At 71.6% G+C, this 26,126-nt stretch carries 22 protein-coding genes and 1 pseudogene; 11 read left to right on the top strand and 12 right to left on the bottom strand.

The features are described from left to right. Positions 1–105: 105 nt before the first annotated feature. Together ACZ61E_RS06155 and ACZ61E_RS06150 are read right to left on the bottom strand one after the other, a co-directional pair. Positions 106–1,581, bottom strand: a complete 1,476-nt coding sequence (locus tag ACZ61E_RS06155) for a Gfo/Idh/MocA family protein (RefSeq protein ID WP_469697958.1) — start codon at positions 1,579–1,581, stop codon at positions 106–108. A gap of 210 nt (positions 1,582–1,791) precedes the next feature. Then, on the bottom strand, positions 1,792–2,247 hold the full coding sequence (locus ACZ61E_RS06150; RefSeq protein WP_147875833.1) for a MarR family winged helix-turn-helix transcriptional regulator: 456 nt from the start codon (positions 2,245–2,247) through the stop codon (positions 1,792–1,794). Between the two features lie 101 nt (positions 2,248–2,348). Between ACZ61E_RS06150 and ACZ61E_RS06145 the strand changes: the two genes are divergently transcribed. After that, entirely contained in the window at positions 2,349–4,202 is a 1,854-nt protein-coding gene (locus ACZ61E_RS06145) for an ABC transporter ATP-binding protein (protein ID WP_469697956.1), read from the top strand. Positions 4,203–4,323: 121 nt separating this feature from the next. After that, a complete protein-coding gene (gene mltG / locus ACZ61E_RS06140; protein ID WP_469697954.1) occupies positions 4,324–5,181 on the top strand; it encodes an endolytic transglycosylase MltG in 858 nt (285 codons plus the stop codon). 55 nt (positions 5,182–5,236) lie between these two features. On the opposite strand, the gene ACZ61E_RS06135 is transcribed toward mltG, so the two are convergent. Further along, complete coding sequence (locus ACZ61E_RS06135) at positions 5,237–6,325, bottom strand: NAD(P)-binding domain-containing protein (RefSeq protein WP_469697952.1); 1,089 nt, start codon at positions 6,323–6,325, stop codon at positions 5,237–5,239. A 179-nt stretch (positions 6,326–6,504) separates the two neighbouring features. Between ACZ61E_RS06135 and ACZ61E_RS06130 the strand changes: the two genes are divergently transcribed. From ACZ61E_RS06130 to ACZ61E_RS06115, 4 genes are all read left to right on the top strand, one after another. Beyond that, positions 6,505–6,927: a YjbQ family protein gene (locus ACZ61E_RS06130; RefSeq protein ID WP_469697951.1), complete on the top strand. Its 423-nt coding sequence runs from the start codon at positions 6,505–6,507 to the stop codon at positions 6,925–6,927. 21 nt (positions 6,928–6,948) lie between these two features. Next, positions 6,949–7,905: a GlxA family transcriptional regulator gene (locus ACZ61E_RS06125; RefSeq protein ID WP_469697949.1), complete on the top strand. Its 957-nt coding sequence runs from the start codon at positions 6,949–6,951 to the stop codon at positions 7,903–7,905. A 110-nt stretch (positions 7,906–8,015) separates the two neighbouring features. Beyond that, a complete protein-coding gene (gene gap / locus ACZ61E_RS06120) occupies positions 8,016–9,011 on the top strand; it encodes a type I glyceraldehyde-3-phosphate dehydrogenase (protein WP_469697947.1) in 996 nt (331 codons plus the stop codon). A gap of 211 nt (positions 9,012–9,222) precedes the next feature. Further along, entirely contained in the window at positions 9,223–12,156 is a 2,934-nt protein-coding gene (locus ACZ61E_RS06115; RefSeq protein ID WP_469697945.1) for a glycoside hydrolase family 2 TIM barrel-domain containing protein, read from the top strand. Positions 12,157–12,205: 49 nt separating this feature from the next. Here the strand turns inward: ACZ61E_RS06115 and ACZ61E_RS06110 are convergent, their stop codons facing one another. Next, a complete protein-coding gene (locus ACZ61E_RS06110) occupies positions 12,206–13,078 on the bottom strand; it encodes a helix-turn-helix domain-containing protein (protein ID WP_469697943.1) in 873 nt (290 codons plus the stop codon). Positions 13,079–13,316: 238 nt separating this feature from the next. On the opposite strand from ACZ61E_RS06110, the gene ACZ61E_RS06105 reads away from it, so the two are divergent. Beyond that, positions 13,317–14,351, top strand: coding sequence for an alcohol dehydrogenase catalytic domain-containing protein (locus tag ACZ61E_RS06105; protein WP_469697941.1), 1,035 nt, complete (start codon positions 13,317–13,319; stop codon positions 14,349–14,351). Positions 14,352–14,423: 72 nt separating this feature from the next. Beyond that, on the top strand, positions 14,424–14,918 hold the full coding sequence (locus tag ACZ61E_RS06100; RefSeq protein WP_469697939.1) for a hypothetical protein: 495 nt from the start codon (positions 14,424–14,426) through the stop codon (positions 14,916–14,918). Between the two features lie 29 nt (positions 14,919–14,947). Here ACZ61E_RS06100 and ACZ61E_RS06095 read toward each other — a convergent pair whose 3' ends face one another. The 4 genes from ACZ61E_RS06095 to ACZ61E_RS06080 form a co-directional block, all read right to left on the bottom strand. Next, complete coding sequence (locus tag ACZ61E_RS06095) at positions 14,948–16,213, bottom strand: vWA domain-containing protein (RefSeq protein ID WP_469697937.1); 1,266 nt, start codon at positions 16,211–16,213, stop codon at positions 14,948–14,950. Then, positions 16,210–17,490 carry an AAA family ATPase gene (locus tag ACZ61E_RS06090; RefSeq protein WP_469697935.1) on the bottom strand — a complete coding sequence of 427 codons (1,281 nt, stop codon included), beginning with the start codon at positions 17,488–17,490 and terminating at the stop codon, positions 16,210–16,212. Before ACZ61E_RS06090 ends, ACZ61E_RS06095 begins: the two co-directional genes overlap by 4 nt. 88 nt (positions 17,491–17,578) lie before the next feature. Continuing rightward, positions 17,579–19,012 (bottom strand): serine/threonine-protein kinase, encoded by a 1,434-nt coding sequence (locus ACZ61E_RS06085; RefSeq protein ID WP_469697933.1) that lies wholly within the window; start codon positions 19,010–19,012, stop codon positions 17,579–17,581. Between the two features lie 227 nt (positions 19,013–19,239). Then, positions 19,240–19,500 carry a hypothetical protein gene (locus ACZ61E_RS06080; protein WP_469697931.1) on the bottom strand — a complete coding sequence of 87 codons (261 nt, stop codon included), beginning with the start codon at positions 19,498–19,500 and terminating at the stop codon, positions 19,240–19,242. Positions 19,501–20,149: 649 nt separating this feature from the next. Here ACZ61E_RS06080 and ACZ61E_RS06075 point away from each other — a divergent pair. Next, entirely contained in the window at positions 20,150–20,581 is a 432-nt protein-coding gene (locus tag ACZ61E_RS06075; protein ID WP_469697929.1) for a helix-turn-helix domain-containing protein, read from the top strand. Positions 20,582–20,594: 13 nt separating this feature from the next. On the opposite strand, the pseudogene ACZ61E_RS06070 reads toward ACZ61E_RS06075, so the two are convergent. The 4 genes and pseudogenes from ACZ61E_RS06070 to ACZ61E_RS06055 form a co-directional block, all read right to left on the bottom strand. Continuing rightward, positions 20,595–20,814 (bottom strand): annotated as a pseudogene (locus tag ACZ61E_RS06070) (SAM-dependent methyltransferase); the annotation flags it as partial. Between the two features lie 153 nt (positions 20,815–20,967). Beyond that, positions 20,968–21,417 (bottom strand): hypothetical protein, encoded by a 450-nt coding sequence (locus ACZ61E_RS06065; RefSeq protein ID WP_469697928.1) that lies wholly within the window; start codon positions 21,415–21,417, stop codon positions 20,968–20,970. Positions 21,418–21,941: 524 nt separating this feature from the next. Beyond that, the gene (hypB, locus tag ACZ61E_RS06060) at positions 21,942–22,673 is read right to left on the bottom strand and encodes a hydrogenase nickel incorporation protein HypB (RefSeq protein WP_469697926.1); all 732 of its coding nucleotides are present in this window, start codon (positions 22,671–22,673) and stop codon (positions 21,942–21,944) included. A 4-nt stretch (positions 22,674–22,677) separates the two neighbouring features. Further along, on the bottom strand, positions 22,678–23,007 hold the full coding sequence (locus ACZ61E_RS06055; protein WP_469697924.1) for a hydrogenase maturation nickel metallochaperone HypA/HybF: 330 nt from the start codon (positions 23,005–23,007) through the stop codon (positions 22,678–22,680). Positions 23,008–23,196: 189 nt separating this feature from the next. On the opposite strand from ACZ61E_RS06055, the gene ACZ61E_RS06050 reads away from it, so the two are divergent. Together ACZ61E_RS06050 and ACZ61E_RS06045 are read left to right on the top strand one after the other, a co-directional pair. Continuing rightward, entirely contained in the window at positions 23,197–24,252 is a 1,056-nt protein-coding gene (locus ACZ61E_RS06050; protein ID WP_469697922.1) for an NADH-quinone oxidoreductase subunit B family protein, read from the top strand. A 101-nt stretch (positions 24,253–24,353) separates the two neighbouring features. Next, positions 24,354–26,126 (top strand): nickel-dependent hydrogenase large subunit, encoded by a 1,773-nt coding sequence (locus ACZ61E_RS06045; RefSeq protein WP_469697920.1) that lies wholly within the window; start codon positions 24,354–24,356, stop codon positions 26,124–26,126.

Genomic DNA, 26,126 nt, shown 5'->3' with positions numbered 1-26,126 from the left:
CCCCCCCCCCCCCCCCCCCCCCCCCCCCCCCCCCCCCCCCCCCCCCCCCCCCCCCCCCCCCCCCCCCCCCCCCCCCCCCCCCCCCCCCCCCCCGGACCGCTCGGGCTACTCCGGCGGTTTCTCGGAGTCCGTGCCGGGCCGGGACTTCCTCCACTCGCCGCGAGTGAAGTCCGGGATCGGCTGCGGCGCGCCGTTCGCCTTGATGGACGCGTGGCTCAGCGGGACGGGCGCGGTCCAGGTCGCCGCGTCGTACACGTCGAAGTCGGGGACCAGGCCGAGCCGGACGCACTGCATCAGCCGGAAGACCATGATGTAGTCCATCCCGCCGTGCCCGCCAGGCGGATTCGCGTGCTCCTTCCACAGCCAGTGGTCCCACTCGGCGTACGCGCCGAAGTCGCCCCACTGGTCGTCCGTGTGGTCCGGCTCGATGTAGATGCGCTCGGGATAGTCCTCGAAGACGCCTCTGGTACCGCCGAGGCTGTTGATCCGGCTGTAGGGATGCGGAGTCGAGACGTCGTGCTCCAGCCGGACGACCCGGCCCTTCGCCGTCCGCACGAGACTGATCGTCCGGTCGCTGCTGACGTACGTCTCCTTCCAGCTCGGGTCGCCCGGCGGCATGTGCTCCTCGCGGTACTGGGCGAGGCCGAGCGCGGGCGTGCCCATGCTGGTGATGCTGACGGCGCGGTCACCGCGGTTGATGTCCAGGTAGTTGGCGACGGGTCCGAAGCCGTGGTTCGGATAGAGGTCGCCGCGCAGCCGGGTGTGCCACAGCCGGCGCCAGGGGCCTTCGTAGTAGTCCGGGTCGAACATCAGACCGCGCAGATCGTGGTTGTACGCGCCGGCGCCGTGCAGCAGATCGCCGAACAGGCCCGCGTGCGCCATCCGCAGGACACGCATCTCGTTCTTGCCGTACGCGCAGTTCTCCAGCTGCATGCAGTGGCGCCGGGTGCGTTCGGAGAGGTCGACCAGCTTCCACAGCTCGTCGAGGCGCATCGCGATGGGACACTCCACGCCGACGTGCTTGCCGGCCAGCATCGCGGCCCTCGCCATCTCGAAGTGGGAGTCCCACGGAGTGGCCACGTAGACGAAGTCGATGTCGCCCCGCGCGCAGAGCTGCTCGTAGTCGTGCTCGTCCTTCGTGTAGAGGGCGGGCGCCGGCTGCCCGGCCGCGACGACCTTGGCCGCGGCTGCCCGTGCCTTGTCCCGCACCGGGTCGCAGAGGGCGACCACCCGGACGCCCGGCACCGCGAGGAACAGGTCGATCATGCTGCCGCCGCGGTTGCCGAGGCCGATGATGCCGACGCGTACCGTCGAGCGTCCCTCGAAGGGCACCCCGGCCATCGTGCGGCCCTGGCGCGGGGGGACGGCGGGCTCGGCGCTCCCGGGGGCCGCTTGCGCGGCGGCGGTCGTGGGGGCCTGGGCGGGCTGTGCGGCGGCGGCCGTGCCGCTGCCCAGTGCGGTCAGCCCGAGACCGGCGCCGGCGGCGCCGGCCGTCGTCCGGAGAGCGGAACGGCGGCTCACCGAGCCGCCGTTGTCGCTGTCCCGCTCACTGCCGGGGTTCTGCGGTGCTGCGTCGTTCATGAAGCCTCCAAAGGAGCTGACGTGCGCGGCGGAATGGAACCTCGGCAAGGACCTTGGTAGTTGGGGCTGGTGGTACGCAAGGGTCCTGTTTGGACTCTTCGAACGGACCCTTGGACTCTTCGAACCGACCCGTCAGCTCCTCGGAACGCGCCCGAGGCGCGCGTCGCGACGCCTCTGGGGAGCGGTGGCCCGAGACGCCCCGGCGGCGCCTCAGCAGCGCCGCTCCGGCACCCCGTCGACCGGCCCGCCCACGAGCGCCGACAGCAGCACCCCGAGCACGTCGCGCTGGTCCGCCGTCAGCGGCGCGAGGATGTCCTCGGCGGCCGACCTGCGCGCGTCGCGCAGCGCCCGCAGCACACCCCGGCCGGTCTCCGTGAGCTCGATCCGGATCACCCGGCGGTTGGTCGGGTCCGGCGCCCGGCGCACGCAGCCGCTCGTCTCCAGACCGTCGACCAGGCTCGTCACCGCGCGGGGCACCACTTCCAGGCGCTCGGCGAGATCCGCCATCCGCGGCGGGCTGTCGTAGAAGGCGACCGTGCGCAGCAGGCGCGACTGCGCGGGAGTGATGCCGATCGGCTCCAGATAGCGCTTCTGGACGCGGTGGAGCCGGCGGGTCAACCTCAGGAGCTGTTCGGCCAGCAGGCCGTCGGCGTCGGGGGTGGTCATGGCGGAACAATATCAGGACCTAATTCATTGTGAACCCAGGTAACAGTGAGCTATGCTCCTCAAAGCCCTCTCCGCACTTGTCGAATCCCTCGAAGGAGCCCATGAAGTCCGAACTGTCGACCTGGAAGCCCTCGGCCACGCCCCTGGATCCGTCGCTGCCCGAGCCGCCCGCGCAGGTGCGCCGTATCTTCCGTCTCTTCCGTCCCTACCGGGGCAGGCTCGCGGTCGTCGGCCTGCTCGTCGGTGCCTCCTCCCTCGTGGCCGTCGCCTCGCCCTTCATGCTGCGCGAGATCCTCGACACCGCCATCCCGCAGGGCCGCACCGGGCTGCTCAGCCTGCTGGCCCTCGGCATGATCCTCACCGCCGTGCTCAGCAGCGTCTTCGGCGTCGTCCAGACCCTCATCTCCACGACGGTCGGCCAGCGCGTGATGCACGACCTGCGGACGGCCGTCTACGCGCAGCTGCAGCGCATGCCGCTCGCGTTCTTCACCCGCACCCGCACCGGCGAGGTCCAGTCCCGGATCGCCAACGACATCGGCGGCATGCAGGCGACGGTCACCTCGACCGCCACCTCGCTGGTCTCCAACCTCACCGCCGTCATCGCCACCGTCGTCGCGATGCTCGCGCTGGACTGGCGGCTGACCGTCGTCTCGCTGCTCCTGCTGCCGGTGTTCGTCTGGATCAGCCGCCGCGTCGGACGTGAGCGCAAGAGAATCACCCTGCAACGGCAGAGACAGATGGCCACGATGGCCGCCACGGTCACGGAGTCGCTCTCGGTGAGCGGCATCCTCCTCGGCCGCACGATGGGACGCGCCGACTCGCTCACCAAGTCCTTCGCCGAGGAGTCCGAGCGGCTCGTCGACCTGGAGGTGCGGTCGAACATGGCGGGGCGGTGGCGGATGTCCGTCATCGGCATCGTCATGGCGGCCATGCCCGCCGTCATCTACTGGGCGGCGGGTTTCGTCCTCCAGTCCGGCGGCACGGCCGTATCCATCGGTACGCTCGTCGCCTTCGTCTCCCTCCAGCAGGGTCTCTTCCGCCCCGCCGTGAGCCTGCTCGCCACCGGTGTGCAGATGCAGACGTCGCTCGCGCTCTTCCAGCGCATCTTCGAATACCTCGACCTGCCCGTCGACATCACCGAGCCCGTGAAGCCGGTCGCGCTCGGCGGAGTCCGGGGTGAAGTGCGCTTCGACGGAGTCGACTTCAGCTACGACGAGAAGGACGGGCACACCCTCCACGGCATCGACCTGACCGTCCCCGCGGGCGGCAGTCTCGCCGTCGTGGGCCCCACGGGTTCGGGCAAGTCGACCCTCAGCCATCTCGTGCCGCGGCTCTACGACGTGACGGGCGGCCGGGTCCTGCTCGACGGGGTGGACGTGCGCGACCTGACCTTCGAGACGCTCGCCCGCGCGGTCGGCGTCGTGTCGCAGGAGACGTATCTCTTCCACGCCTCGGTCGCCGAGAACCTCCGCTTCGCGAAGCCGGACGCGACGGACGAGGAGATCGAGACGGCGGCCAGGGCCGCGCAGATCCACGACCACATCGCGTCCCTGCCCGACGGGTACGACACGCTGGTCGGCGAGCGCGGTTACCGATTCTCCGGCGGCGAGAAGCAGCGTCTCGCGATCGCCCGCACCATCCTGCGCGACCCGCCCGTCCTCGTGCTCGACGAGGCGACCAGCGCGCTCGACACCCGTACCGAACACGCGGTCCAGCAGGCCATCGACGCACTCTCCGAGGGCCGTACGACCATCACCATCGCCCACCGGCTCTCGACGGTGCGCGACGCCGACCAGATCGTCGTCCTGGACGCGGGGCGGATCGCCGAGCGCGGCACGCACCAGGAGCTGATCGAACGCGACGGGCGGTACGCGGCGCTCGTCCGCAGGGACGGGGCCCTGTCGACGCCGCCGACGGCAGTGGCGCCGGATGCGGACGCACGTGTGAGCGCCTGACGCACCGTCGGACGCGCGGCCCCGGCGAGCGGCCCCGGCGCGCTGCGGCGTGGATACGCGCCCGCCCGTCGCCCCGTTCGAGGTGCCGGAATAAGCACTTTGTCCGGGTTAGCGTACTCATATGAAGAACGAGCCCTCACGCGCCCCGTCCAAGCGCAGGCCCCGGCTGACCCACCGGGGCCGACTGGTCCTGATCGTGAGCGCGGCCGTGGCCGTCGCCACGGCGGTACTCGTGCCGCTGCTGCTGGTACTGAGCGGGGAGCCACCCGCCCAGAAGCAGACGACCGTGTCGCTGCTCGTTCCCGAGGGGCGGCGGGCCACCCAGGTGTACGCCTCCGTCGACAAGGCCCTCGACGTCGAGTCCGGCACCACCGCGAAGGCCGCGACCGCGGCCCGGCTCGAACTCCCCGGCGCCGCCCGGCGCAACCCCGAGGGCTACCTCTTCCCGGCCACCTATCCGGTCGGGACCGGCGCGACCCCGGCCGGCCTGCTCGGCTACATGGTCGACACCGCCCGTGAGCGCTTCGGCGCCGACCACGTCACCGCCGGCGCCCGGCGCAACGGCGTGAGCGTCTATCAGACCGTGACGATCGCCAGCATCGTCCAGGCCGAGGCCGACACGTCCGACGACATGGGCCGGGTGGCGCGCGTCGTGCACAACCGGCTGGCCAAGGGCATGCCGCTCCAGATGGACTCGACCCTCAACTACGCGCTGAACCGCAGCACACTGGACACCACGCACTCCGAGACGAAGACCGCGAGCCCGTACAACACCTACGAGTTCAAGGGCCTGCCGCCCACACCCATCGGCAATCCGGGGGAGGAGGCGATGAACGCGGCGATCAACCCGACGACGGGCGACTGGCTCTACTTCGTGACCGTGGCGCCGGGGGACACCCGCTTCACCGCCGACTACGCGGAACACGAGCGCAACGTGGCGGAGTTCAACGCGAACAGGAGCGCCGCCGCGACGGGCTGAGCGCCGGCGCCGGGGCCGTCCCCGCGTCCCCAACCGTCGGGGCCATCCCCAACGGTCAGGGGACGAGCACCGGTTGGCGCGCCAGCAGTGCCCGGATCTCGCGCACGGCCGCCCGCCCCGCCCGGTTGGCGCCGATCGTCGACGCCGAAGGCCCGTACCCGACCAGATGGACGCGCTCGTCCCGTACCGCACGCGTGGACTCGACCCGGATCCCGCCACCCGGCTCGCGCAGCCGCAGCGGCGCCAGATGGTCGATCGCCGGGCGGAAACCGGTGGCCCAGAGGATCACGTCGGCCTCGACGCGCCGGCCGTCGTCCCAGGCCACCCCCGACGGGGTGATCCGGTCGAACATCGGCAGCCGGTCCAGCACACCCCGCGCACGCGCGCGCTCGACCGCCTCGGTCAGCGGCAGCCCGGTCACCGACACCACGCTCCGCGGCGCCAGCCCCGCCCGTACCCGCTCCTCCACCAGCGCGACGGCCGCCCGCCCCTGCTCCTCGCCGAACGGCCCCTCCCGGAAGACCGGCGGTCTGCGCGTGACCCATGTCGTCTCCGCGGCCACGTCCGCGATCTCCATCAGATGCTGTGTCCCCGAGGCCCCGCCACCGACGACGACCACCCGCAGCCCGGCGAACGCGCCGGGCCCCGGATAGCCCGCCGTGTGCCACTGGTGGCCCCGGAAGGTCTCCTGCCCCGGGTAGCGCGGCCAGAAGGGCCGGTCCCAGGTGCCCGTGGCGTTGATCAGCGCCCGCGCCGACCACACACCGTCCGACGTCTCGACTCGCAGCCGCCCGCCCTCGCCCTCACGGACCGCCGAGACATCCACGGGCCGGCGGACCCGCAGGCCGAACCGCTCCTCGTACGCGGTGAAATAGCCCCCGACGACCTCGGACGAAGGCCGCGACCCGTCGGCGCCGGTCAGCTCCATGCCCGGCAGCGCGTGCATCCCGTGGACCTTCCCGTACGTGAGCGAGGGCCACCGGAACTGCCAGGCGCCGCCCGGCCGGGGCGAGTGGTCGAGGGTGACGAAGTCCCGGTCGGCCACCAGCCCGGAGCGCCGCAGATGGTAGGCGCTCGACAGGCCCGCCTGCCCCGCGCCGACGACCACGACGTCCACGTCCCGTGGCCCACCGGTCTCCGCCACGGTGACCGCCTCAGCCGCCCCGCGCCTCCCGGCCGCCCCGCGCCTGCCGGCCGCCACGCCGGACTCCGCCGCCGGACCCGTCCCTGCCACCCCGAAGTCGTTCACGTTTCTACCAACATCCGGGAGCCGCCGGATCATCCCGCACGCGGACACACCTCCGGCGCGGCAGGATGGGACCCATGCCCGACGCCTTCACCACCAGGACCGTGAACATCCCCACCGGCACCGACGAGGCGGTGACCGACCTGACCCATCTGTGCGAGCAGTTCCTCCGCGAGACCGCGCCCGGCCGCGACGGCCTCCTCCACGTCTTCGTCCCGCACGCCACCGCCGGGGTGGCCGTCATCGAGACGGGCGCGGGCAGCGACGACGACCTGCTCGCCGCGCTGCACACCCTTCTCCCGGCCGACGACCGCTGGCAGCACCGCCACGGCTCCCCGGGCCACGGCCGCGACCACGTCCTGCCGGCCCTGGTCCCGCCCCACGCGACCCTCCCGGTGATCGACGGCCGCCTGGAACTGGGCACCTGGCAGTCCGTCTGCCTGGTCGACACGAACGTCGACAACCCCGAGCGGCGAGTGCGGCTCAGCTTCCTCGGCTGACCCGGCCCGTACCCTGTGCCCGTGCCGGACCACCACCCCCGCCGCGCCGCCGTCCTCGTGCTGGAAGGCGCGAAACCGCTCGACGTGGGCATCCCCGCCCAGGTGTTCACGACCCGCGAGAGCATGCCGTACGAGGTGCGGGTGTGCGGCGCGGCGCCCGGTCCGGTGGCCGGCGGTGACGGGCTGTCCTATCTCGTCGCCCACGGCCTCGACGCGCTGGCGTGGGCCGACATCGTCTTCATCCCCGGCTACCGGTTCCCGGACCGCGACGAACCGCCGCCCGCGGTCGTCGACGCGCTGATCGCCGCCCACCGCGGCGGCGCCCGGCTCGCAGCCATCTCGACCGGCGCCTTCGCGCTCGCCGCCACGGGCCTGCTCGACGGCAGACGCGCCACGACGCACTGGCACTACACACGGGCCCTCGCGGCCAGGCACCCGCTCATCCGGGTCGACGAGAACGTGCTCTTCGTCGACGAGGGCAGCGTGCTGACATCGGCCGGCGCCGCCTCCGGCATCGACCTGTGCCTGCACATCCTCCGCTCCGACCTCGGGGTGGCCGCGTCCAACCACGCGGCACGCCGGCTGGTCGCCGCCCCGTACCGCAGCGGCGGCCAGGCCCAGTACGTACCGCGCCGGGTGCCCGAACCCCTCGGCGAGCGGTTCGCGGCCACCCGCGAGTGGGCGCTGCGCCGGCTCGCCGAGCCGCTCACCCTCAAGGCGCTCGCCCGGCACGCGGCGGTGTCACCGCGCACGTTCTCGCGGCGCTTCGTCGAGGACACCGGGTACACGCCGATGCAGTGGGTCATGCGCGCCCGCGTCGACATGGCCAGGGAGTTGCTGGAGCGTTCGGAGCGCGGCGTCGAGCAGATCGCCACCGACGTCGGTCTCGGCACCGGCGCGAACCTGCGGACGCACTTCCAGCGCACCCTCGGCACCACACCGAGCGCGTACCGGCGGACCTTCACCCGGGGCGAGTAGCCCGGGCCCGGCCCGCCGTTGGCACGATCCTTGCGAACCATGGCGTTCACGCCGCCGTCACGGGTGGGCGCCGCGCGTCAGCCTGGTGGGGAGACGAAGGGACACCACTCATGACTCGCATCGCCATCAACGGATTCGGCCGCATCGGACGCAACGCGCTGCGCGTCCTGCTGGAACGCGACAGCGACCTCGACATCGTCGCCGTCAACGACCTCACGGAGCCGGCCGCCCTCGCCCGGCTGCTCGCCTTCGACACGACCGCCGGACGGCTCGGCCGCCCGGTCATCGCCGAGGAGGACGCCCTCGTCGTGGACGGGCGCCGCATCGCCGTGCTCGCGGAGCGCGACCCGGCGCGGCTCCCGTGGGCCGCACTCGGCGTCGACATCGTCCTGGAGTCGACCGGCCGCTTCACCTCGGCCGACGCCGCCCGCGCCCACCTCGCGGCGGGCGCGAGGAAGGTCCTCGTCAGCGCTCCGTCGGCCGGCGCCGACGCCACGGTCGCGTACGGGGTCAACACCGGGGCGTACGACCCGGACGCGCACACGATCGTCTCGAACGCCTCGTGCACGACCAACGCGCTCGCGCCACTGGCCGCGGTCCTCGACGACCTCGCCGGTATCGAACACGGCTTCATGACGACGGTGCACGCCTACACCCAGGAGCAGAACCTCCAGGACGCCCCCCACCGCGACGCCCGCCGCGCCCGCGCCGCCGCGGTCAACATCGTGCCGACCACGACCGGCGCCGCCAGGGCGATCGGCCTCGTGCTGCCGAACCTCGACGGCAAGCTGTCCGGCGACTCGATCCGCGTACCCGTCCCGGTGGGCTCGATCGTCGAACTCAACACGACCGTCGCCCGCGACGTGACACGCGACGACGTGCTGACGGCCTACCGCACCGCGGCCGAGGGACAGCTCGCCGGCATCCTCGAATACTCCGACGACGCACTCGTCTCCTCCGACATCACCGGCAACCCGGCCTCGGCGATCTTCGACTCGGCTCTCACCCGTGTCGACGGCCGTCACATCAAGGTGGTCGCCTGGTACGACAACGAGTGGGGCTTCTCGAACCGCCTGATCGACACGCTCGAACTCCTCGCCCGCTGACGGACCGACCGCCGGGACGGCGGTCCGCCGTCCCGGACGGTCCGGGCGCCGTACACCGTCGCGCCGCCGCGCCCGGCCGGGGCATACTCGGACGTCCGCGCGGCGCCGGGCGCGGTCCCCGCGGTCCCGGTGTGCGGGGCCGGCGCGGCGCGGAAGCATCGAGGCGGCGCGAACATCGCCGCCGGCGTCCTCCAGGGCTGAAGGGAATCCATTGCCCTCCTCGTACGTCGAAGATCCCGCCCCGGGTCACGGCTCGTCGGCACCCCGCGCCGCCTTCCGCTCCGACGCCCCCGCGCTGAGTCTCAACGGCGAGTGGCGGTTCCTGCTCTCGCCGACCGCCGGGGCGGCCCCGGAAGGCATCGAACGGGACGACTTCGACGACCGGCACTGGGACGCCGTCCCCGTCCCCGGCCACTGGCAGCTGAACGGACACGGAAGGCCCGCCTACACCAACGTCCGCTACCCCTTCCCCGTCGACCCGCCCCATGTGCCGACCGAGAACCCCACCGGTGACCACCGGCTGGTCTTCGACCTGCCCGCCGACTGGCCCGACCAGCCGGCCCTGCTGCGCTTCGACGGCATCGACTCCTGCGGGCGCGTCTGGCTCAACGGCGTCGAACTGGGCGTCACCAAGGGCAGCAGACTCCCCACCGAGTTCGAGGTGGGCCGACTGCTGCGCCCGCGCGGCAATCTGCTCGCCGTACGCGTCCACCAGTGGTCCGCCGGAAGCTACTTGGAGGACCAGGACATGTGGTGGCTGTCCGGCATCTTCCGGGACGTCACCCTGCTCGCCCGTCCGGCGGGCGGTGTACGGGACTTCACGATCCACGCCGGTTACGACCATCTCACCGCACGGGGCACGCTCCGCCTCGACGCCGACAGCGGCGTACTCCTCACCGTCCCGGAACTGGCGATCACCGCCCTGCCCGCCGGACGGGCGGCGGAGGTGGCGGACGTGGAGCCGTGGAGCGCCGAGGAACCCCGCCTGTACGAGGGCGAGGTCCACACCGGCACCGAACGCGTCCCCGTACGCGTCGGCTTCCGCACCGTCACCGTCGAGGACGGCCTCCTCAAGGTGAACGGCCGCCGGATCGTCTTCCGCGGCGTCAACCGCCATGAATTCCACCCCGGGTCGGGACGCGTCGTGCCGCGCGAGTCCGTCGTCGCCGACATCGAGCTCATGAAGCGGCACAACGTCAACGCCGTCCGCACCAGCCACTACCCGCCCGACCCCGCTTTCCTGGACCTGTGCGACGAGTACGGCCTGTGGGTCATCGACGAGAACGACCTGGAGACGCACGGCTTCATCGAACTCGGCTGGCAGGGCAATCCGAGCGACGACCCCCGGTGGGCGGACGCCTGTCTGGACCGGATGCGCCGCATGGTCGAGCGGGACAAGAACCACCCCTCCATCGTCCTCTGGTCCCTCGGCAACGAGGCGGGCACCGGCCGCAATCTGGCCGCCGCCGCCGAATGGGCCCACCGGCGCGACCCCACCCGGCCACTGCACTACGAGGGTGACGCCGACTGCTCCTACACCGACGTCCACAGCCGGATGTACGCCGGCCACGACGAGGTGGACCGCATCGGACAGGGCCTCGAAGGGCCCGAACGGCTCCGCGAACTGCCCTTCGTCCTGTGCGAGTTCGCCCATGCGATGGGCAACGGGCCGGGTGGCCTGCTGGAGTACCGCGAGCTGTTCGAACGACACCCGCGCTGCCAGGGCGGATTCGTATGGGAATGGCTCGACCACGGCCTGGTCCGGCACGACCCGGCGGGGCGCGCCCACTTCGCGTACGGCGGGGACTTCGGCGAGTCCCTGCACGACGGCACCTTCGTGATCGACGGGGTCGTCCACCCCGACCGCACACCGTCACCCGCCCTCGCCGAGTTCGCGAAGGTCTTCGAACCGGTGCGGATCACGCTCGCCGACGGCACACTCCGCGTCACCAGCCACTACGACAGCGCGTCGACGGCCCATCTCGACTTCTCCTGGACGCTGGAGGAGGAAGGCGTCGAGATCGCGCACGGCGCCCTGACCGTGCCGCCACTCGCCCCCGGCGCCGCCACCGAGCTGCCCCTGCCGGACCTGACCGGCCCGCCCGGACGATCCGCCACCGGTGCGGAGAGCTGGCTCACCGTACGGGCCGCACTCGCCGCCGGCACCCGCTGGGCACCGGCCGGGCATGTCGTCGCCCGGGGCCAGGGCCCCGTCACTCCGCGGCCGTCCCCCGCCGCCCCGGCCGCCGGCGCGGCCCCGGAGCTGACGGAGACCGAACTGCGCCTGGGACCCGGTGTGTTCGACCGCGCGACCGGCCGGCTGACCGCGCTCGGTGACCTGTTGGTCGAGGGACCACGGCTCGACCTGTGGCGCGCCCCCACCGACAACGACCGCGGCTCGGCCGATCCCGACGAGACACGATGGCGGGCCGCCGGACTGCACCGTCTGCAGCACCGGCTCGCGGGCGTCGACCTCCTCGGCGACGCCCTCGTCGTTCGCACCCGGGTCGCCCCGGCCGGTCACGGCTTCGGGATGCGGGCCGACTACCACTGGAGCGCCGACCGGCAGCGTCTGCGACTGCGCCTGGAGGTCGAGCCCGAGGGCACGTGGCCGTGCACGCTGCCCAGGCTGGGGCTGCGTATGGCCCTGCCCGGCCACCTCGGCGGGGCCGAGTGGTTCGGGCGCGGACCGGGCGAGGCGTACGCCGACAGCCGCCAGGCCGCCCGGATCGGCCGTTTCAGCAGCACCGTCGACGCGCTCCAGACTCCGTACGTCCACCCCCAGGAGAACGGCAACCGCGTCGATCTGCGCTGGCTGCGGCTGACATCCGCCGACGGGGCGGGCCTGCGTGTCGACGGCGAACCCGTCTTCGCCTTCACCGCGCGCCGCTGGACCTCGGAACAGCTCGACGCCGCGGCGCACACCACCGATCTGGAGCCCGGCGGGACGATCGTGCTCAACCTCGATCTCGCGCAGAACGGACTCGGCTCGGCGTCCTGCGGGCCGGGTGTCCTGCCGAAGTACCGGCTGCACCCGCGGAGCGCCTCCCTCACCCTCACCTTCACCCCGTTGAACCCGGACACGAACCCGCGCCCGCGCCCGCACCCGAACCCGGACTCGCAGGAGGAGACCCCGGCCCGCTGACAGAAGGACGCGGAGACGGCTCACCGACTCCGGCGCCGCTGACGGCCCCTCAGCCCGAGGCGTCGCGGGAGGGGCGCGACGCGTCGCCGGCGGCCCACGACGCCAGGAAACGCAGCCCGTCGTAGGTGGGTGTGCCGGGCTCGGCGGTCCAGATGACGAGTTGCTGGTCGGGGTCGGTGGTGGCGGTGAGGGTGTCCCAGTCGAGGGTGAGTTCCCCGGCCAGCGGGTGGCGCAGGGACTTGGTGCCCACGCTCAGCGTGGCGACGTCGTGCGCCGCCCACCACCGGCGGAATTGCTCGTCGTGCACCGACAGCTCACCGACGAGGGCGGCGAGCCTCGGGTCGTCCGGATATTTGGCGGCCTCCATGCGCAGTTGGGCGACACACGTACGGGCGACCGTCGTCCAGTCCGCGTACAGGGTGCGCATGGCCGGGTCCGTGAAAATGAGCCGGACATAATTGCGCTGCTTTTCCGGTATCCGTGCGAAATCCGTGATCATCGCGGCGGCGAGCGCGTTCCAGGCGAGAATGTCCATGCGCCGGCCCATGACGATGGCGGGGGTCGCCGTCAGATCGTCGAGCAGCCGCCGCAGCTGCGGCTGGACCTTCTGCCCGGCCCGCCGGGGAGAGCGTGCCGACGGCTTTCCCGCCAGGGAGAAGAGGTACGCACGCTGGTCGTCCTGGAGGTGGAGAGCCCGGGTCAGCGCGGACAGGACGGGGGTCGAGGCCCGGATCCGTCCCTGTTCGAGCCGTGTGTAGTAGTCGGTGCTGATGGCGGCGAGCTGGGCGACCTCCTCACGGCGCAGACCGGGCACCCTGCGGGGCCCGCCGCTCTCCGGCAGTCCGACGGTGCGGGGGCTGAGTTCCGCCCTGCGGGCCCTGAGGAACTCGCCCAGCTCGTTCAGACGCGCGCTGCTGCTCATGTACTCCACTGTCCCACCCGGAGCCCGGCGGCAGGGAGGGAGAGACTCCTCCCTGGATGTTTTCCTCCCGGGAGGAAACTCTCCTCCCCGCGGGCGGCCGATCGCGTGCGAGTGTGGAGCGGAAGCATTTCCGGGCCCCGCTCTCCGTTCCTTTCTACTCTGTTCCGAAAAAGGAGAAGCGCGTGAATTCACTCGGGATGCCCACTGGTCATCATCAAGGTGAGAGAGAAACATCCCTATGAGGGCAACATTCCTGTACGGAGCCGGTGACGTGCGTGTCCAGGACGCGCCGGACCCGGTGATCGAGCGCCCCACCGACGCGATCGTGCGGATCGTGCGCTCCTGTGTGTGCGGCAGCGATCTGCACCCGTACCGCACCATGGCGGCGTCCGACGGCCCCGTCCCCATGGGACACGAGTTCCTCGGCGTCGTCGAGGAGATCGGCACGGAGGTCTCCGGACTCGGGCGTGGTGACATGGTCGTGGCACCGTTCGCGTACGCGGACAACACCTGCGCGTACTGCCGGGAGGGTCTCCAGACCTCCTGCCCGCGCGGCGGTTTCTTCGCCGCGGGCGTGGGCGGCGCGCAGGCGGAGGCGGTCCGCGTCCCGCAGGCCCAGGGCACCCTGGTCAGGCTCCCCGTGGGCGAGGACTCCGCGCTGCTGCCGTCGCTGCTCACGCTGGCCGATGTGTACGGCACCGGCCACCACGCGGCGAAGCGGGCACAGGTGGGCGAACGGACCACGGTCACCGTGATAGGCGACGGCGCGGTGGGCCTGTTGGCGGTCCTCTCGGCGAAGCGGCTCGGCGCCGAACGCGTCATTCTGATGGGACGTCACCGCAGCCGTACGGACCTCGGCCGGTTCTTCGGCGCCACCGACGTCGTCGCCGAGCGCGGCCAGGAGGGCGTCGAGAAGGTCCGTGAACTGACCGGCGGCCAGGGCACCCACGCGGTACTGGAGGCGGTGGGCCACATGCCCGCCTACGAGACGGCGGTCGGCGTCGTACGCCCCGGCGGTGTGATCAGCCGCGTCGGGGTGCCGCAGTACGAGACCGCCCCGGTCGGCTTCACCAGTCTCTTCGGGCCCAACGTCACCCTGACCGGTGGCCCGGCCCCGGTACGGGCCTACATCGACGAACTGCTGCCGGCGATCCTCGACGGCACCGTCGAACCCGGCCGGGTCTTCGACCGCGCCGTACCCCTGGACGAGGTGCCCGAGGGGTACGGGGCGATGGACCGGCGCGATTCGCTGAAGGTGCTCGTCACGCCATGACCCGTGGCCCGGGAGGGGGCGCCGCCGATCCCGCGCCCCGGACTGTCGGTGGCATGCGCTTGAATCCCTCCCATGGACGACTCGGCGCGCATGTGGATCACCACGGTTCCCGCACTGGACGCGGACACCCCCGTGGTGCTCCTCGGCCTCGACCACACCTCCCGCGGCGCCGGTGAGCGCCTGGTCTCCCTGCTGCTCGGCCGGGGCCACGAAGGCGAGGAAGGGGTGTTCTACCTCCTGCCGTTCGACCTGTCGGCCCGCTACGAACGGACGGGCGACCGTCTCGCGGTCGTCGTCACGACGTCCGGGCAGCTGCTCGCGGGTGAGGCGACCGACAGCCCCGGACCTCTGGGCGAGCACCTGCCCGGCCTCCCCGCCGACGCCACGGACGACGACCGGGTCGTCCTGCTCCGCCGGGAGATCGTGACCGACTTCGTCCCGGCCGAACACGACGGCGAGAAGCAGCCGGTGCTCCTCGTCGACCACGACGGTTCGGCGCCGGTCACGGAGGTCCTCGCCCGGTTCGACGCGGGCGAGGCCGGACTCGCGGTCCTGTACGCGCACTGACCGCGTCCCATGTCCGGTCGCGTCGGCGCTCACCGTGCGGAGCCCGAGTCGATGGTGACCACCCGGGCCCACGCGGGCGGCGAGTCCGGTACGTAGCCGGGGTCGTCCTCTTCCTCGTCCCACGACCGGGTCCGCCGGCGGTCGAACAGCCCCACCACCGTCCGGCACGGCGGCCGGGCGCCGGGCCAGGGTGTCTGACCGTCCGTCAGGACCACGACCACGTCCGGCCGCGGTCCCGTCCGCAGCGCCTTGGCGAAGCCGGCGCGCAGATCCGTACCGCCACCGCCCACCAGCGGGATGCCGGCCTCCCGGCACAGCGGATGCACGCGCTGGGCCGCCGCGTCGCACGGCAGTACGGAGACCAGGTCCCGGCGGCCACCGACGGCACGGGAGATCGCCGCCACCTCCAGGAGCGCGCTGCCCAGCTCGTCGTCACTGACCGACCCCGACGTGTCGATGATCACCGAGACCCGGGGCGGCTTGCGCCGCAGGCTCGGCAGGACCACACCGGGCAACCCGGCCGACCTGCGTGCCGGCCTGCCGTAGGTGTAGTCCTCGCCCGCGCCCGAACCGGATGTCGCCGAGCGGACCGCCGCCCCCAGCAACTCCCGCCAGGGCTGCGGCGGATGGAACACCTCCGCGGCCCATCTGCGCCATCCCCGCGGGGTGTTCCCCGGCCGGGCGGTGATGCCCCGCGCCACCCGGAACCGAACGGCGTCCCGTTCCCGCGGGCTCAGTCCGTGCGCGCCCTCCGGCCCGAGGTCCCACTCCCGCTCCAGCCCGTCGGCGCCACTGCCGCAGTCCAGCCAGGCCATGCCCTGCGTCAGCGGACCCAGCCCGAACTGGCGCAGATAGTCCTCCATCAGCTCGCCCTCGCGCAGCCGCAACAGCTCCGGGACGACGGCGCCTTCGGGCCGGACCAGACCGTCCCCGAACACGTCGTCGTTGATCTCGCAGTCCGCCGCGATGTTCATCCGCAGCCGCTCGGCCCGGCCGGTCAGCCCACGCTCCCGCGCGACTCGGTCGCCGCGTCCGTGGTGGTCACGGAGCAGGTGCGACACCTCGTGCACCCAGACGCCGGCCAGCTCCTCCACCGGCGTCCGGGCGACGAACGCGGGGGAGACGTAGCACCGCCACTGCCGGTCGACGGCCATCGTCGGAACCCGCCGTGACTCCACCACGTGCAGGGCGAACAGCGCCGTCGCCAGGAAGGGCCGGGCCCGGACGGCGTGCAGCCGGGCGGCGAACAGCTTGTCGCGGTCCAGGGCTCCCGTCCCCGGCGTGCCGGCGCTCACCGGCCGGACCTCGCGACGCCCCCGGCGCCCGCGACCTCCGCCGCACGGGCCGCCGCCCGGTCGGCCCGCCGGGAGAGGGACACCGCTCCGGCGAGCCGGTCGATCGACGCGGGGACGTCCCAGTCCTCCCGCCGCAGCGAGGCGAGGGTGGTCGCGGGGACGACCACCAGGTCCGGGGCCCCGGTCTCCATCGCCCGGACCAGCAGCGCCCACGCCGCGTCCCAGCGGTCCCTCTCCGGCCGGGCGCGCACCGCCCGCACCACCCCGTCGAGCACGGCCTGGCGCAGATCCCCCCGCTCGGGCAGGACCGCACCCGCCGGGTCGGCGAGAAGCACCTCCGGGTCCGGGAGGTCCATCCGGTCCAGACTCGCCAGCAGCTCCAGCCCCGGACCGTCCCCCACGGTGCCCCTGACGAGCAGTGAGAGGACCTCCCGCGACGAGCCGGCCGCCGTGGCGAAGGCGATCAGACGCAGCGTCATCTCCCAGCTTCGCGGGGACGGCCAAGGGCCTCCACGGCGGGCCTCGTCACTCGGCAGCCGGTGGACGAGCGCGGCGCGGGCCGAGAGCAGACCGCACACGGCGCGACGTGCGAAGTCCACCGATTCCGGCAGGACTTCGGGGTCGAGCCGGGGCAGCGTCGCCCGCGGCCATGTCCCGGCGAGACCGCGTACGACCACCTCGTGGTCGTGGACCCACTGAAGATGGACGAACCGGTTGGCCAGCGGCGGGCTCAGCTCCCAGCCGTCGGCCGCCGACGCCCGCGGATTGGCGGCGGCCACGATCCTGACCTCGGGGGGCAGTCGCAGCGCGCCGATCCGCCGTTCCAGTACGAGACGCAGGAGCGCGGCCTGAACGGCCGGCGGGGCGGTGGACAGTTCGTCCAGGAACAGCAGCCCACGGCCCGTCCGTACCAGCCGGACGGCCCAGTCCGGCGGGGCCATCGGGACGCCCTGTTCCGCGGGATCGTCCCCCACGACGGGCAGGCCCGCGAAGTCGGAGGGCTCGTGGACACTGGCGATCACCGTGGTCAGCGGCAGGTCCAGGGACTCGGCGAGGTGTGTCAGCGCGGCGGTCTTGCCGATCCCCGGCTCACCCCACAGCAGTACGGGCAGATCGGCGGCCACGGCCAGCGTCAGGGCCTCCAGCTGGATGTCGGGGCGCGGTTCGGTGGCCGTGTCGCGCAGCAGTGCGAGGAGGTCGTCGGCGACGGTGAGCTGGGAGCCGTGGGCGGGGGCGACGGTGGCGTCGGCCGGGGCGAGAAGGGCGTCTGAGGACAAGTTTCATCACCTGTGGGTTCGTCGGTGGGCGGAGCGAGTGCAGTGGGGGCGGGGCGCGGAGCCCTGTGCGGACCGGTGGCGGTCCGGTTCAGCGAGTGGTGCCGTGACGCGGTCGTGAACGAATGTCACGGGGACGGCGGCCACCCGGCAGACCGCGTCCCGACCGGGGGCCGGGACCGGTCATCCCCGCCCTGAACAGCCCGTGGACGATCCGGCGTTCGGCGGCGGCCTCCAGCTCGTCCCGCAGAGGGCCGTCGCGCAGCAGCGCGTCGGGGCCCAGCAGGCCCTCGACGACGGCCAGCGCACCGTCCGAGTCGCCGTGGTCCAGACGTTCGCGGACACCGCTGAGACAGTCCGGAGCGCGGTGCGCCTCGTCGATCGCCCGCAGACAGGGCAGCGGAGTCCCGCTCAGCGCGGCCAGCAGCTCCTCCCGCCGGATCTCGTCGGGGTCGTGGTCCAGCGGCGCCAGCACCCCGTCCACCAGACCGATCCGGTGCTCGGCTCCCCGGCACGCGACGAGACGGGCCCGCCCCACGGGGTCCGGGGCACGGGAGGGGCCGCGCGGCGTGTGGTCCGGTACCAGCGCCGAGGCGACGAGCGGGTGCAGCCCGTCGGGCCCGATCAGACCGGCCCGGAGCAGCTCCAGGTCGGGAAGTACCCACGTCGCCGCGTCGGGCAGGACCGGCACGGCGGAGCCGGCACCGTACGGGGACGCCACCGTGAGCCGGGGTACGGGCGGCCCGGCACCGCCCCGGTCCGTGACCAGTTCCAGGGCCGGCCGCCGCCCGGCCCCGAGCCGTACGGTGAAGGTCCCGCCGGAGCGCCCGTCGGCGCGCAGCAGGATGTCCGCCTCGGCCGCCCAGCGGTCGACGGCGCACGGGTACCCCGGCGGCACCGCCGCCGCCACAGCCGGGTCCGTCGCGGGACGGTCGCCGGCCTGCGCGGGACCGGCCCCGGACCGTACGCGCAGCTCGTCCGTCCTGCGCGCGTCCCACAGATGACGGTGCAGATCGAGCCGGAACCGCCGGTCGGGATGCGGATGGGGATGGAGCCGCGGATGGTCGCGGGCGCCGGGCGCGGCGCGGGAGCCGTCCCACAGCGCGAGGCTGATCCGCTGACCGGCGTCCGCCCAGGCCGGCGGGGTCCGGACGACGAGATGCACTCGGTGCGCGGTGTCACGGCCGCCGGCACGGCGAACGGTGTCGTAGCGGGCCAGCGCGACGGTCAGCCCCGGGCGCAACAGCCCGTCGGGGGCGATTCTCGGCATGTGCCAGCGCAACAGGTCAGGAGCCAAGTGGCGCAGATCCGCGCGGAGTCGGGCCGCGAACTCCGAGCCGTACAGACGAGCGGCGGAGCGTGGCCGGAGATCGACATCGATGCCCGCGGCGGCACAGGCCCCCGCCCAGTCGCCGGCTTCCCGGCGGGCGGTCGCGGTCCGGATCATGGAGGGCGGCACGGCGAACTCACGCACGCGCGGCCAGAAGGAGGAGCGGGAAATCCCGTGCACGGTCTCAGTGAGCATCAGCACTCACCTTGCGCGGACGGGTCCCCCAATCTGACGTCGGAGTAGGTAGTCATCGCGGAGACCCTACCGCTCCGCACCGCGATCTGCCAGACACTCATGACCGGGCCCGGCCCCGGACCGGCGGCGACCGGGGAGCCGTCACGGGCCGACGGGCGCGCGCCGCACCAGAACTCGTGTGCGGTCCCGCCCGTCGGCACCTCACGTGCCCGGTGCCGGGCGCCCGTTCAGATCAGGGCGGCGCGGACACCGGCGAGCGCCTCGTCGAGGGTGTCGGCCGTGTTCTCGTGCCCGCTGAACCCCTCGTCGTCGGCGGGGTCGATCGTCCAGCCCCAGCCGCTCTCCGGGTGCCCGTCGATCGTCGCCGCGTGCTCGCCCTTGGTGAGGATGATCGAGACGTTGCCCGCCGGGAGGACGTTCACCTCGGCGTGCGCGCTGTCCCCGAACGCGTGGTGGATGGCGTCGAGTGCTTCCTGCTCGGTGGTCATGGCTGCTCCTGGATGTGGGAGGGCCGATCGCGCGGCCGTCGCGATCGGTGAGGTCGTACCGCCGGTCCAATCGAACGTCCATCTCCGGGCCGATGTCGAGCCCGACACTCCTTCGGAACCACCCTTCGGGGGGATCACGCGCACGTCCCGTCTGCGGCGTCACCTCTTCAGGGGCCTGAATGGGCGGGGAACGGGTGGGAAGCCGGATTGTTCGAGCACAGTGAGGGGGAGACGTGTGGGCGGCCGTCGGAACGGCGTCTCGGCGGGGTCCAGCACGGCGCAATGGATCAAGAGCCGAGAGCACGGTCAATGGTCACGGCGTGGAACCGGCGGCTCTGCCGCGCGGCAAGGTGGCGATGGATGACTCGACCGGTCGGGACCGGCCCGGCGCTGATCTTCGCGGCACTTGAGACGGCCGCTTTCCTGGACGGTGCGAGGAAAGGCGAGTTCGACGCCCCGCAGTCCAACTGGCGTGTTCCGGGGCATCAGTTCGTTGGGACATACGAGCATTCACCGTGCCGTGACGAGCCGCGCCCATTCATGAACGGAGTACGCGTGTCCCCTGCGCCAGACCCTCCGGGCCCCGCTTCTCGGTCATGTCCCCGGCCCTGTTCGCCGCCCCGTCCTCAATCCGACCGCCGCCGGTATCGTGCCCGGCCTGGAGCTGCGAAAAATGCGCGAGGCGCGCGGACTCACCGCGACCGCGTCGGCGGGATCGATCAACGCGTCCGTCTCCGAGGTGAGCCGGCTCGAACGGGCCGAGAGCCCGCCGGACCCGCGTGACATCGACCTTCTCGCCGACCGGTACGGGGCGACCCCCGACGAGCGCGCCGCTCTCCTGCTCCTCGCCCGCCGCGCGGTGGAACCGGAGTGGTTCGACCGCTACTCCGACTGCGCGGACTCGTGGACGCAGCGGCTGATCGGGCTGGATTCGGAGGCCGTGTACTTCTGCGCTGGAGGAGGCACGGATCGCGCCGGGCCTCCTCCAGACCGCCGCCTACGCCAGGCAGATCATCAGCGACGGTCTCCGAGTCCTGGAGGGCGACCGGATCGATCTGGTCGAGGTCGATCGGCCGGGTGAAGTCGGCGTGTTCCAGGATGTATTCGGTCTCCAGCATGTCCGACGCGATGACCACGCTCCGGTCGTTCTCGTCGAAGACTGCCTGACCGTGCGCGAGGACGACGGGGTCGTCGTCGACGTAGACGATTGTTGCGCGCCAGTTCCCCCGTGGTCGGTGCGACCTTCAGCAATTCCTCGGAAGCCCGCCGGTCCACCTTGTGGTTGTCATGTCCGCCCAGCAGCCAGTCGTACATCCTCGCGGCACTCGGAACGGAAGTCGACACGCCTGTTGTCCGGCAACGGAGAGCCCCTCCCGAGTTCGATCCCGATCCCGATACCGCCAGGGAATGGGCATCATCCCAGGAGGGCGGACCGCGGACGCGCACCACCGCGCTTGCCGGTCGATGTCACCGCTCGGAGACGTGGTGCTCCAGTTGTCGCAGCGCCGTGTCGGAGAACTGCCGCCGGGCCGTCAGGAGCGAAGCCGTCACCGTGGGAATGTCGATGCCCATCAGATCCGCTATGACCTCGGGCGGCATCGACAGCCGCCACCGCAGCAGCGCGGTGTCCGCGGTGTCCTGGGACAGGTCGCGGTAGAGCCGTCCCACGGCCGGGTCCAGTCCGTCCGTGTCCCGGCCGGCCGCCTGGATCTGCTCACGCAATTGCCGCCAGGCCTCGGCCGCGGGGCGCGCGTTGCGCAGGAGTTCGCCCCACCGGCCCGCGACGGCCGAGATCGTCGCGTCGACGGCGGCCCGGCTCGCGGTCTCGTCGAGCAGTCTGGCCCGTGCGTAGGACAGATAGTGAATTCTGTGCAGCTGCACGAAGGCGGCGAGGCCGAGGAGGCTGTGCTGATTCATCGGGCGGCCGGGGGCAACGGTGACACGGACGGCCGGCGGGTGCGGATTCAACACGTCTCCTTCCGGGGGATCGTCGCGACACGCGGCCCGCCGCTCCGTGGCGTGAACCGCTACGGAAATACCTGACGAACCGATGGGCCCCTTACTCGGAGCTGTGACGACCGTACCGTGTGTCACGCCGTGGTCACGACGAACAACCCGTCATGCAGAGTCCGATTTCCAAGACATCCCGAAAAAGCCCGCCGGCCCCACGAATTCGCAGCCGGATTCGGCTCCCGTACGCACTCTTGGTGCGGGGTGCGCCCGAGGTGGCACGCGGCAGGGCGGCCACCCGGTCGAGCACCGCGTGGGACGGTGTCGCCTTCCGCGCCGTCGACGGCGACACCGCCGGGAACTGCCGGGTGCCGGTCGCCGGCACCCCGCTCACGACCGACTCCCTGACGGGGGCCGTCGTCAGTCCCGATGACGGCAGGTGCCGGGTGACCGTACGGCCCGGGGGTCGCGCGGCGACGCGACCGCCCGGCTCAGTACTGCGCGGCCACCCAGTCGTACCAGCTCCGCATCCCCTCGCCCGTCGTCGCCGACAGCGTCAGCAGCGTCAGACCCGGATTGACCGAGCGGGCGTACTCCTCGCAGCGGGCGACGTCGAAGTCCACGTACGGCAGCAGGTCGATCTTGTTGACGATCACCAGGTCCGCCGCGGCGAACATATAGGGGTACTTGAGCGGCTTGTCCGTGCCCTCGGTCACCGAGATGATCACCACCCGGCTGCGCTCCCCGAGGTCGAAGAGGGCGGGACAGACCAGATTGCCCACGTTCTCGACGAGGACCAGCGACCCGGCCGGCGGCGTCAGGGTCGTGAGCGCGTCCCGCATCATCTCCGCGTCCAGATGGCACCCCGCCCCGGTGTTGACCTGGACGACGGTGCTGCCCGCCCGCTTGATCCGGTCGGCGTCGAGCGTCGTCTCCTGGTCGCCCTCGATGACCGAGACCGGACGGTGGCCGGCGAAGTCCCTGATGGTGCGCTCCAGGAGCGTGGTCTTCCCGGCGCCCGGCGAACTCATCATGTTCACCGCCACGATGCCCTGTTCGGCGAGCCGGGCGCGGTTGTGGCCGGCCAGGTGCTCGTTCTTGGCGAGCACCCGCTGTTCGAGGGTGATGGTCTCGCCGCCGCCGTGCGGATGCGTGTGGGGTACGGCGATTCGCGTCCCGCCGCCCCCCTCGCCTCCGCCGGAGCAACCGCACGTACCGCACATAGGGTCAGCCCACTCTCATGGAGATGATCTGGAGTTCCTGTCCCGACGTGATCCGCACGTCGGCGCTCCCGCACGGACACAGCAATACAAGATCGGCCAGTGCGAAGTCCTGTGAACACGCCTGGCAGTGCGCCGTTCCCGGAGGCTGTTCGATCTCCAGGGACGCGCCTTCGGCGACCGTGCCCGCGGTGGTCAGATCGAAGCAGAACCGCATCGAATCGGGGACCACCGCCGTCAGCGCGCCCACCCGGACGCTGACCGTGCGCACCGGTCTTCCCGCGGCGCGCTCGCACACCGCGTCGACAATGCTCTGAGTGATTGACAATTCATGCATTCCACCGCCCAGCCTTTCCGGTAATTCACTCGACCGGCCCTGATTCGCCGGGGCGAAAAGCAGGGCCGCCCGGACGAAACCCGTGTTGACAGAACGCTCGGCCGGATCGTAGATGGTAGCAATGTGAGCGACGCCACACCCATGACGTCATGGGTATCGGGTGGGCCAATCCCGGAAGGCAGCGGTGCTATGCCGACAGAAGCGGCGAGAAAAGCAGAGGACACGCTGATTCACGTTCTGTGGATCAATGCCGGACTGAGCTGTGACGGCGATTCGGTCGCCCTGACCGCCGCCACCCAGCCCAGTATCGAGGAGATCGCACTCGGCGCGCTGCCCGGTCTTCCGAAGATCGCCGTGCACTGGCCGCTGATCGATTTCGAATGCGGGCCCAACGGCGGCGCCGACGATTTCCTGGAATGGTTCTTCAAGGCGGACCGCGGGGAACTCGACCCGTTCGTCCTGGTGGTCGAAGGCTCCATCCCGAACGAGAAGCTGAAGGAAGAGGGTTACTGGTCGGGCTTCGGGAACGACCCGGCGACCGGGCAGCCGATGACCACCAGCGAGTGGCTCGACCGGCTGACACCGAAGGCCACGGCGGTCGTCGCGGTCGGCACCTGCGCCACCTACGGCGGCATCCACGCCATGGCGGGCAACCCCACCGGTGCCATGGGCGTGCCCGACTATCTGGGCTGGGACTGGAAGTCGAAGGCCGGGATCCCCGTCGTGTGCGTCCCCGGCTGCCCCATCCAGCCGGACAACCTCTCCGAGACGCTCACCTATCTGCTCTACATGGCCACCGAGCAGGCTCCGATGATCCCCCTCGACGACGCGCTGCGTCCGACCTGGCTGTTCGGCCAGACCGTGCACGAGGGCTGCGACCGGGCCGGCTACTTCGAGCAGGGCGACTTCGCGACCGAGTACGGCTCGCCCAAGTGCATCGTGAAACTCGGCTGCTGGGGCCCCACCGTGAAGTGCAACGTGCCCAAGCGCGGCTGGATGAACGGCATCGGAGGCTGCCCCAACGTCGGCGGCATCTGCATCGGCTGCACCATGCCGGGATTCCCGGACAAATTCATGCCGTTCATGGACGAGCCCCCGGGCGGACGGTTCTCCGCGAACGCCGTCGGCGTGTACGGGGCGACGATGCGGCGGCTGCGCGACATCACCACCCACACGCTCGACCGCGAGCCGAAATGGCGCAGACGCGGTGAGCGGCTCACCACGGGTGCCACCCGCACCTGGTAGTCCGAACGGTGCCCCATCGGCCGCGAATTCACCGGCCGGTGGGGCACCCACCTGGTAACTCATCGCTCGACGAATCGCGAGAAGAAAGAAGAGGCGGCCCCATGACGGCGACGAGCCAGGGCAGGGACGAACTGGTGGAGATGGCGTGGGATCCCATCACCCGAATCGTCGGGAGCCTGGGTATCTACACGAAGATCGACTTCAAGCAGAAGGTCGTCGCCGAGTGCCACAGCACCAGCTCGATCTTCCGCGGCTACTCGGTCTTCATGAAGGGCAAGGACCCGCGCGACGCCCACTTCATCACCAGCCGCATCTGCGGCATCTGCGGCGACAACCACGCCACCTGTTCCTGTTACGCGCAGAACATGGCGTACGGCGTGAAGCCCCCGCATCTCGGCGAGTGGATCGTGAATCTCGGCGAAGCCGCCGAGTACATGTTCGACCACAATATCTTCCAGGAGAATCTGGTCGGGGTCGACTACTGCGAGAAGATGGTCGCCGAGACCAACCCCGGCGTTCTCGAACAGGCCAACCGCACCGCTTCCCCGCACGCGGACGACCACGGGTACCGGACCATCGGCGACATCATGCGCTCGCTGAATCCCTTCACCGGCGAGTTCTACCGCGAGGCCCTCCAGGTCAGCCGGATGACGCGTGAGATGTTCTGCCTCATGGAGGGCCGCCATGTGCACCCCTCCACGCTCTACCCCGGCGGGGTGGGCACGGTGGCGACCATCCAGCTGATGACGGACTACATCACCCGCCTCCAGCGCTACGTGGAGTTCATGAAGAAGGTCGTGCCCATGCACGACGACCTCTTCGACTTCTTCTACGAGGCGCTGCCCGGCTACGAGAAGGTCGGCAACCGCCGTGTCCTGCTCGGCTGCTGGGGCTCCTTCCAGGACCCCGAGCACTGCAACTTCGAGTACAAGGACATGACCGACTGGGGTCGGAAGATGTACGTGACCCCCGGCGTCGTCGTGGACGGCAAGCTCGTCACCACCGACCTGGTGAAGATCAACCTCGGCATCCGCATCCTGCTCGGCTCGTCGTACTACAACGACTGGGACGAGCAGGAGATGTTCGTGACCCACGACCCGCTCGGCAACCCGGTCGACCGGCGGCACCCGTGGAACCAGCACACCAACCCGCAGCCGCAGAAGCGCGACCTGGGTGACAAGTACAGCTGGGTCATGTCGCCGCGCTGGTTCGACGGCAAGGACTACCTCGCGCTCGACACCGGCGGCGGCCCGCTCGCCCGGCTGTGGGTCACCGCGCTGGCCGGCCTCGTCGACATCGGCTACATCCGGGCCACCGGCAAGAGCGTCAAGATCAACCTTCCCAAGACCGCGCTCAAGGGCCCGGTCGAGCTGGAGTGGCACGTCCCGCGCTGGAGCAACACCATCGAGCGCAACCGGGCGCGGACCTACTTCCAGGCGTACGCGGCGGCCTGCGCCCTGCACTTCGCCGAGAAGGCGCTGGTGGAGATCCGGGCGGGCCGTACCAAGACCTGGGAGAAGTTCGAGGTGCCCGAGGAGGGCGTGGGATGCGGCTTCACCGAGGCCGTGCGCGGTGTGCTCTCGCACCACATGGTGATCAGGGACGGCAAGATCGCCAACTACCACCCCTACCCGCCGACCCCATGGAACGCGAGCCCCCGCGACACCTACGGGACGCCGGGGCCCTACGAGGACGCGGTGCAGGGCCAGCCGATCTTCGAGGAGAACGACCGCGAGAACTTCAAGGGCATCGACATCATGCGGACGGTCCGCAGCTTCGACCCCTGTCTGCCCTGCGGCGTGCACATGTATCTCGGCGAGGGCAGAAAACTGGAACTGCTGCACTCGCCCACGCAGTCCGCGGGCAGTGAGTGA

It is taken from the genome of Streptomyces sp. NPDC104581, assembly GCF_055583685.1.
The sequence above is the reverse complement of the archived record's forward strand: the minus strand, read 5'-3'. Positions and strand labels throughout refer to the sequence as shown.

What these genes read in the sequence shown, in the direction of transcription:
- ACZ61E_RS06155 (WP_469697958.1), bottom strand. Translation starts at nt 1,581, where the DNA reads ATGAACGACGCAGCACCGCAGAACCCCGGCAGTGAGCGGGACAGCGAC.
- ACZ61E_RS06150 (WP_147875833.1), bottom strand. Translation starts at nt 2,247, where the DNA reads ATGACCACCCCCGACGCCGACGGCCTGCTGGCCGAACAGCTCCTGAGG.
- ACZ61E_RS06145 (WP_469697956.1), top strand. Translation starts at nt 2,349, where the DNA reads ATGAAGTCCGAACTGTCGACCTGGAAGCCCTCGGCCACGCCCCTGGAT.
- mltG (WP_469697954.1), top strand. Translation starts at nt 4,324, where the DNA reads ATGAAGAACGAGCCCTCACGCGCCCCGTCCAAGCGCAGGCCCCGGCTG.
- ACZ61E_RS06130 (WP_469697951.1), top strand. Translation starts at nt 6,505, where the DNA reads ATGCCCGACGCCTTCACCACCAGGACCGTGAACATCCCCACCGGCACC.
- gap (WP_469697947.1), top strand. Translation starts at nt 8,016, where the DNA reads ATGACTCGCATCGCCATCAACGGATTCGGCCGCATCGGACGCAACGCG.
- ACZ61E_RS06110 (WP_469697943.1), bottom strand. Translation starts at nt 13,078, where the DNA reads ATGAGCAGCAGCGCGCGTCTGAACGAGCTGGGCGAGTTCCTCAGGGCC.
- ACZ61E_RS06105 (WP_469697941.1), top strand. Translation starts at nt 13,317, where the DNA reads ATGAGGGCAACATTCCTGTACGGAGCCGGTGACGTGCGTGTCCAGGAC.
- ACZ61E_RS06100 (WP_469697939.1), top strand. Translation starts at nt 14,424, where the DNA reads ATGGACGACTCGGCGCGCATGTGGATCACCACGGTTCCCGCACTGGAC.
- ACZ61E_RS06085 (WP_469697933.1), bottom strand. Translation starts at nt 19,012, where the DNA reads ATGCTCACTGAGACCGTGCACGGGATTTCCCGCTCCTCCTTCTGGCCG.
- ACZ61E_RS06080 (WP_469697931.1), bottom strand. Translation starts at nt 19,500, where the DNA reads ATGACCACCGAGCAGGAAGCACTCGACGCCATCCACCACGCGTTCGGG.
- ACZ61E_RS06065 (WP_469697928.1), bottom strand. Translation starts at nt 21,417, where the DNA reads ATGAATCAGCACAGCCTCCTCGGCCTCGCCGCCTTCGTGCAGCTGCAC.
- hypB (WP_469697926.1), bottom strand. Translation starts at nt 22,673, where the DNA reads ATGTGCGGTACGTGCGGTTGCTCCGGCGGAGGCGAGGGGGGCGGCGGG.
- ACZ61E_RS06055 (WP_469697924.1), bottom strand. Translation starts at nt 23,007, where the DNA reads ATGCATGAATTGTCAATCACTCAGAGCATTGTCGACGCGGTGTGCGAG.
- ACZ61E_RS06050 (WP_469697922.1), top strand. Translation starts at nt 23,197, where the DNA reads ATGCCGACAGAAGCGGCGAGAAAAGCAGAGGACACGCTGATTCACGTT.
- ACZ61E_RS06045 (WP_469697920.1), top strand. Translation starts at nt 24,354, where the DNA reads ATGACGGCGACGAGCCAGGGCAGGGACGAACTGGTGGAGATGGCGTGG.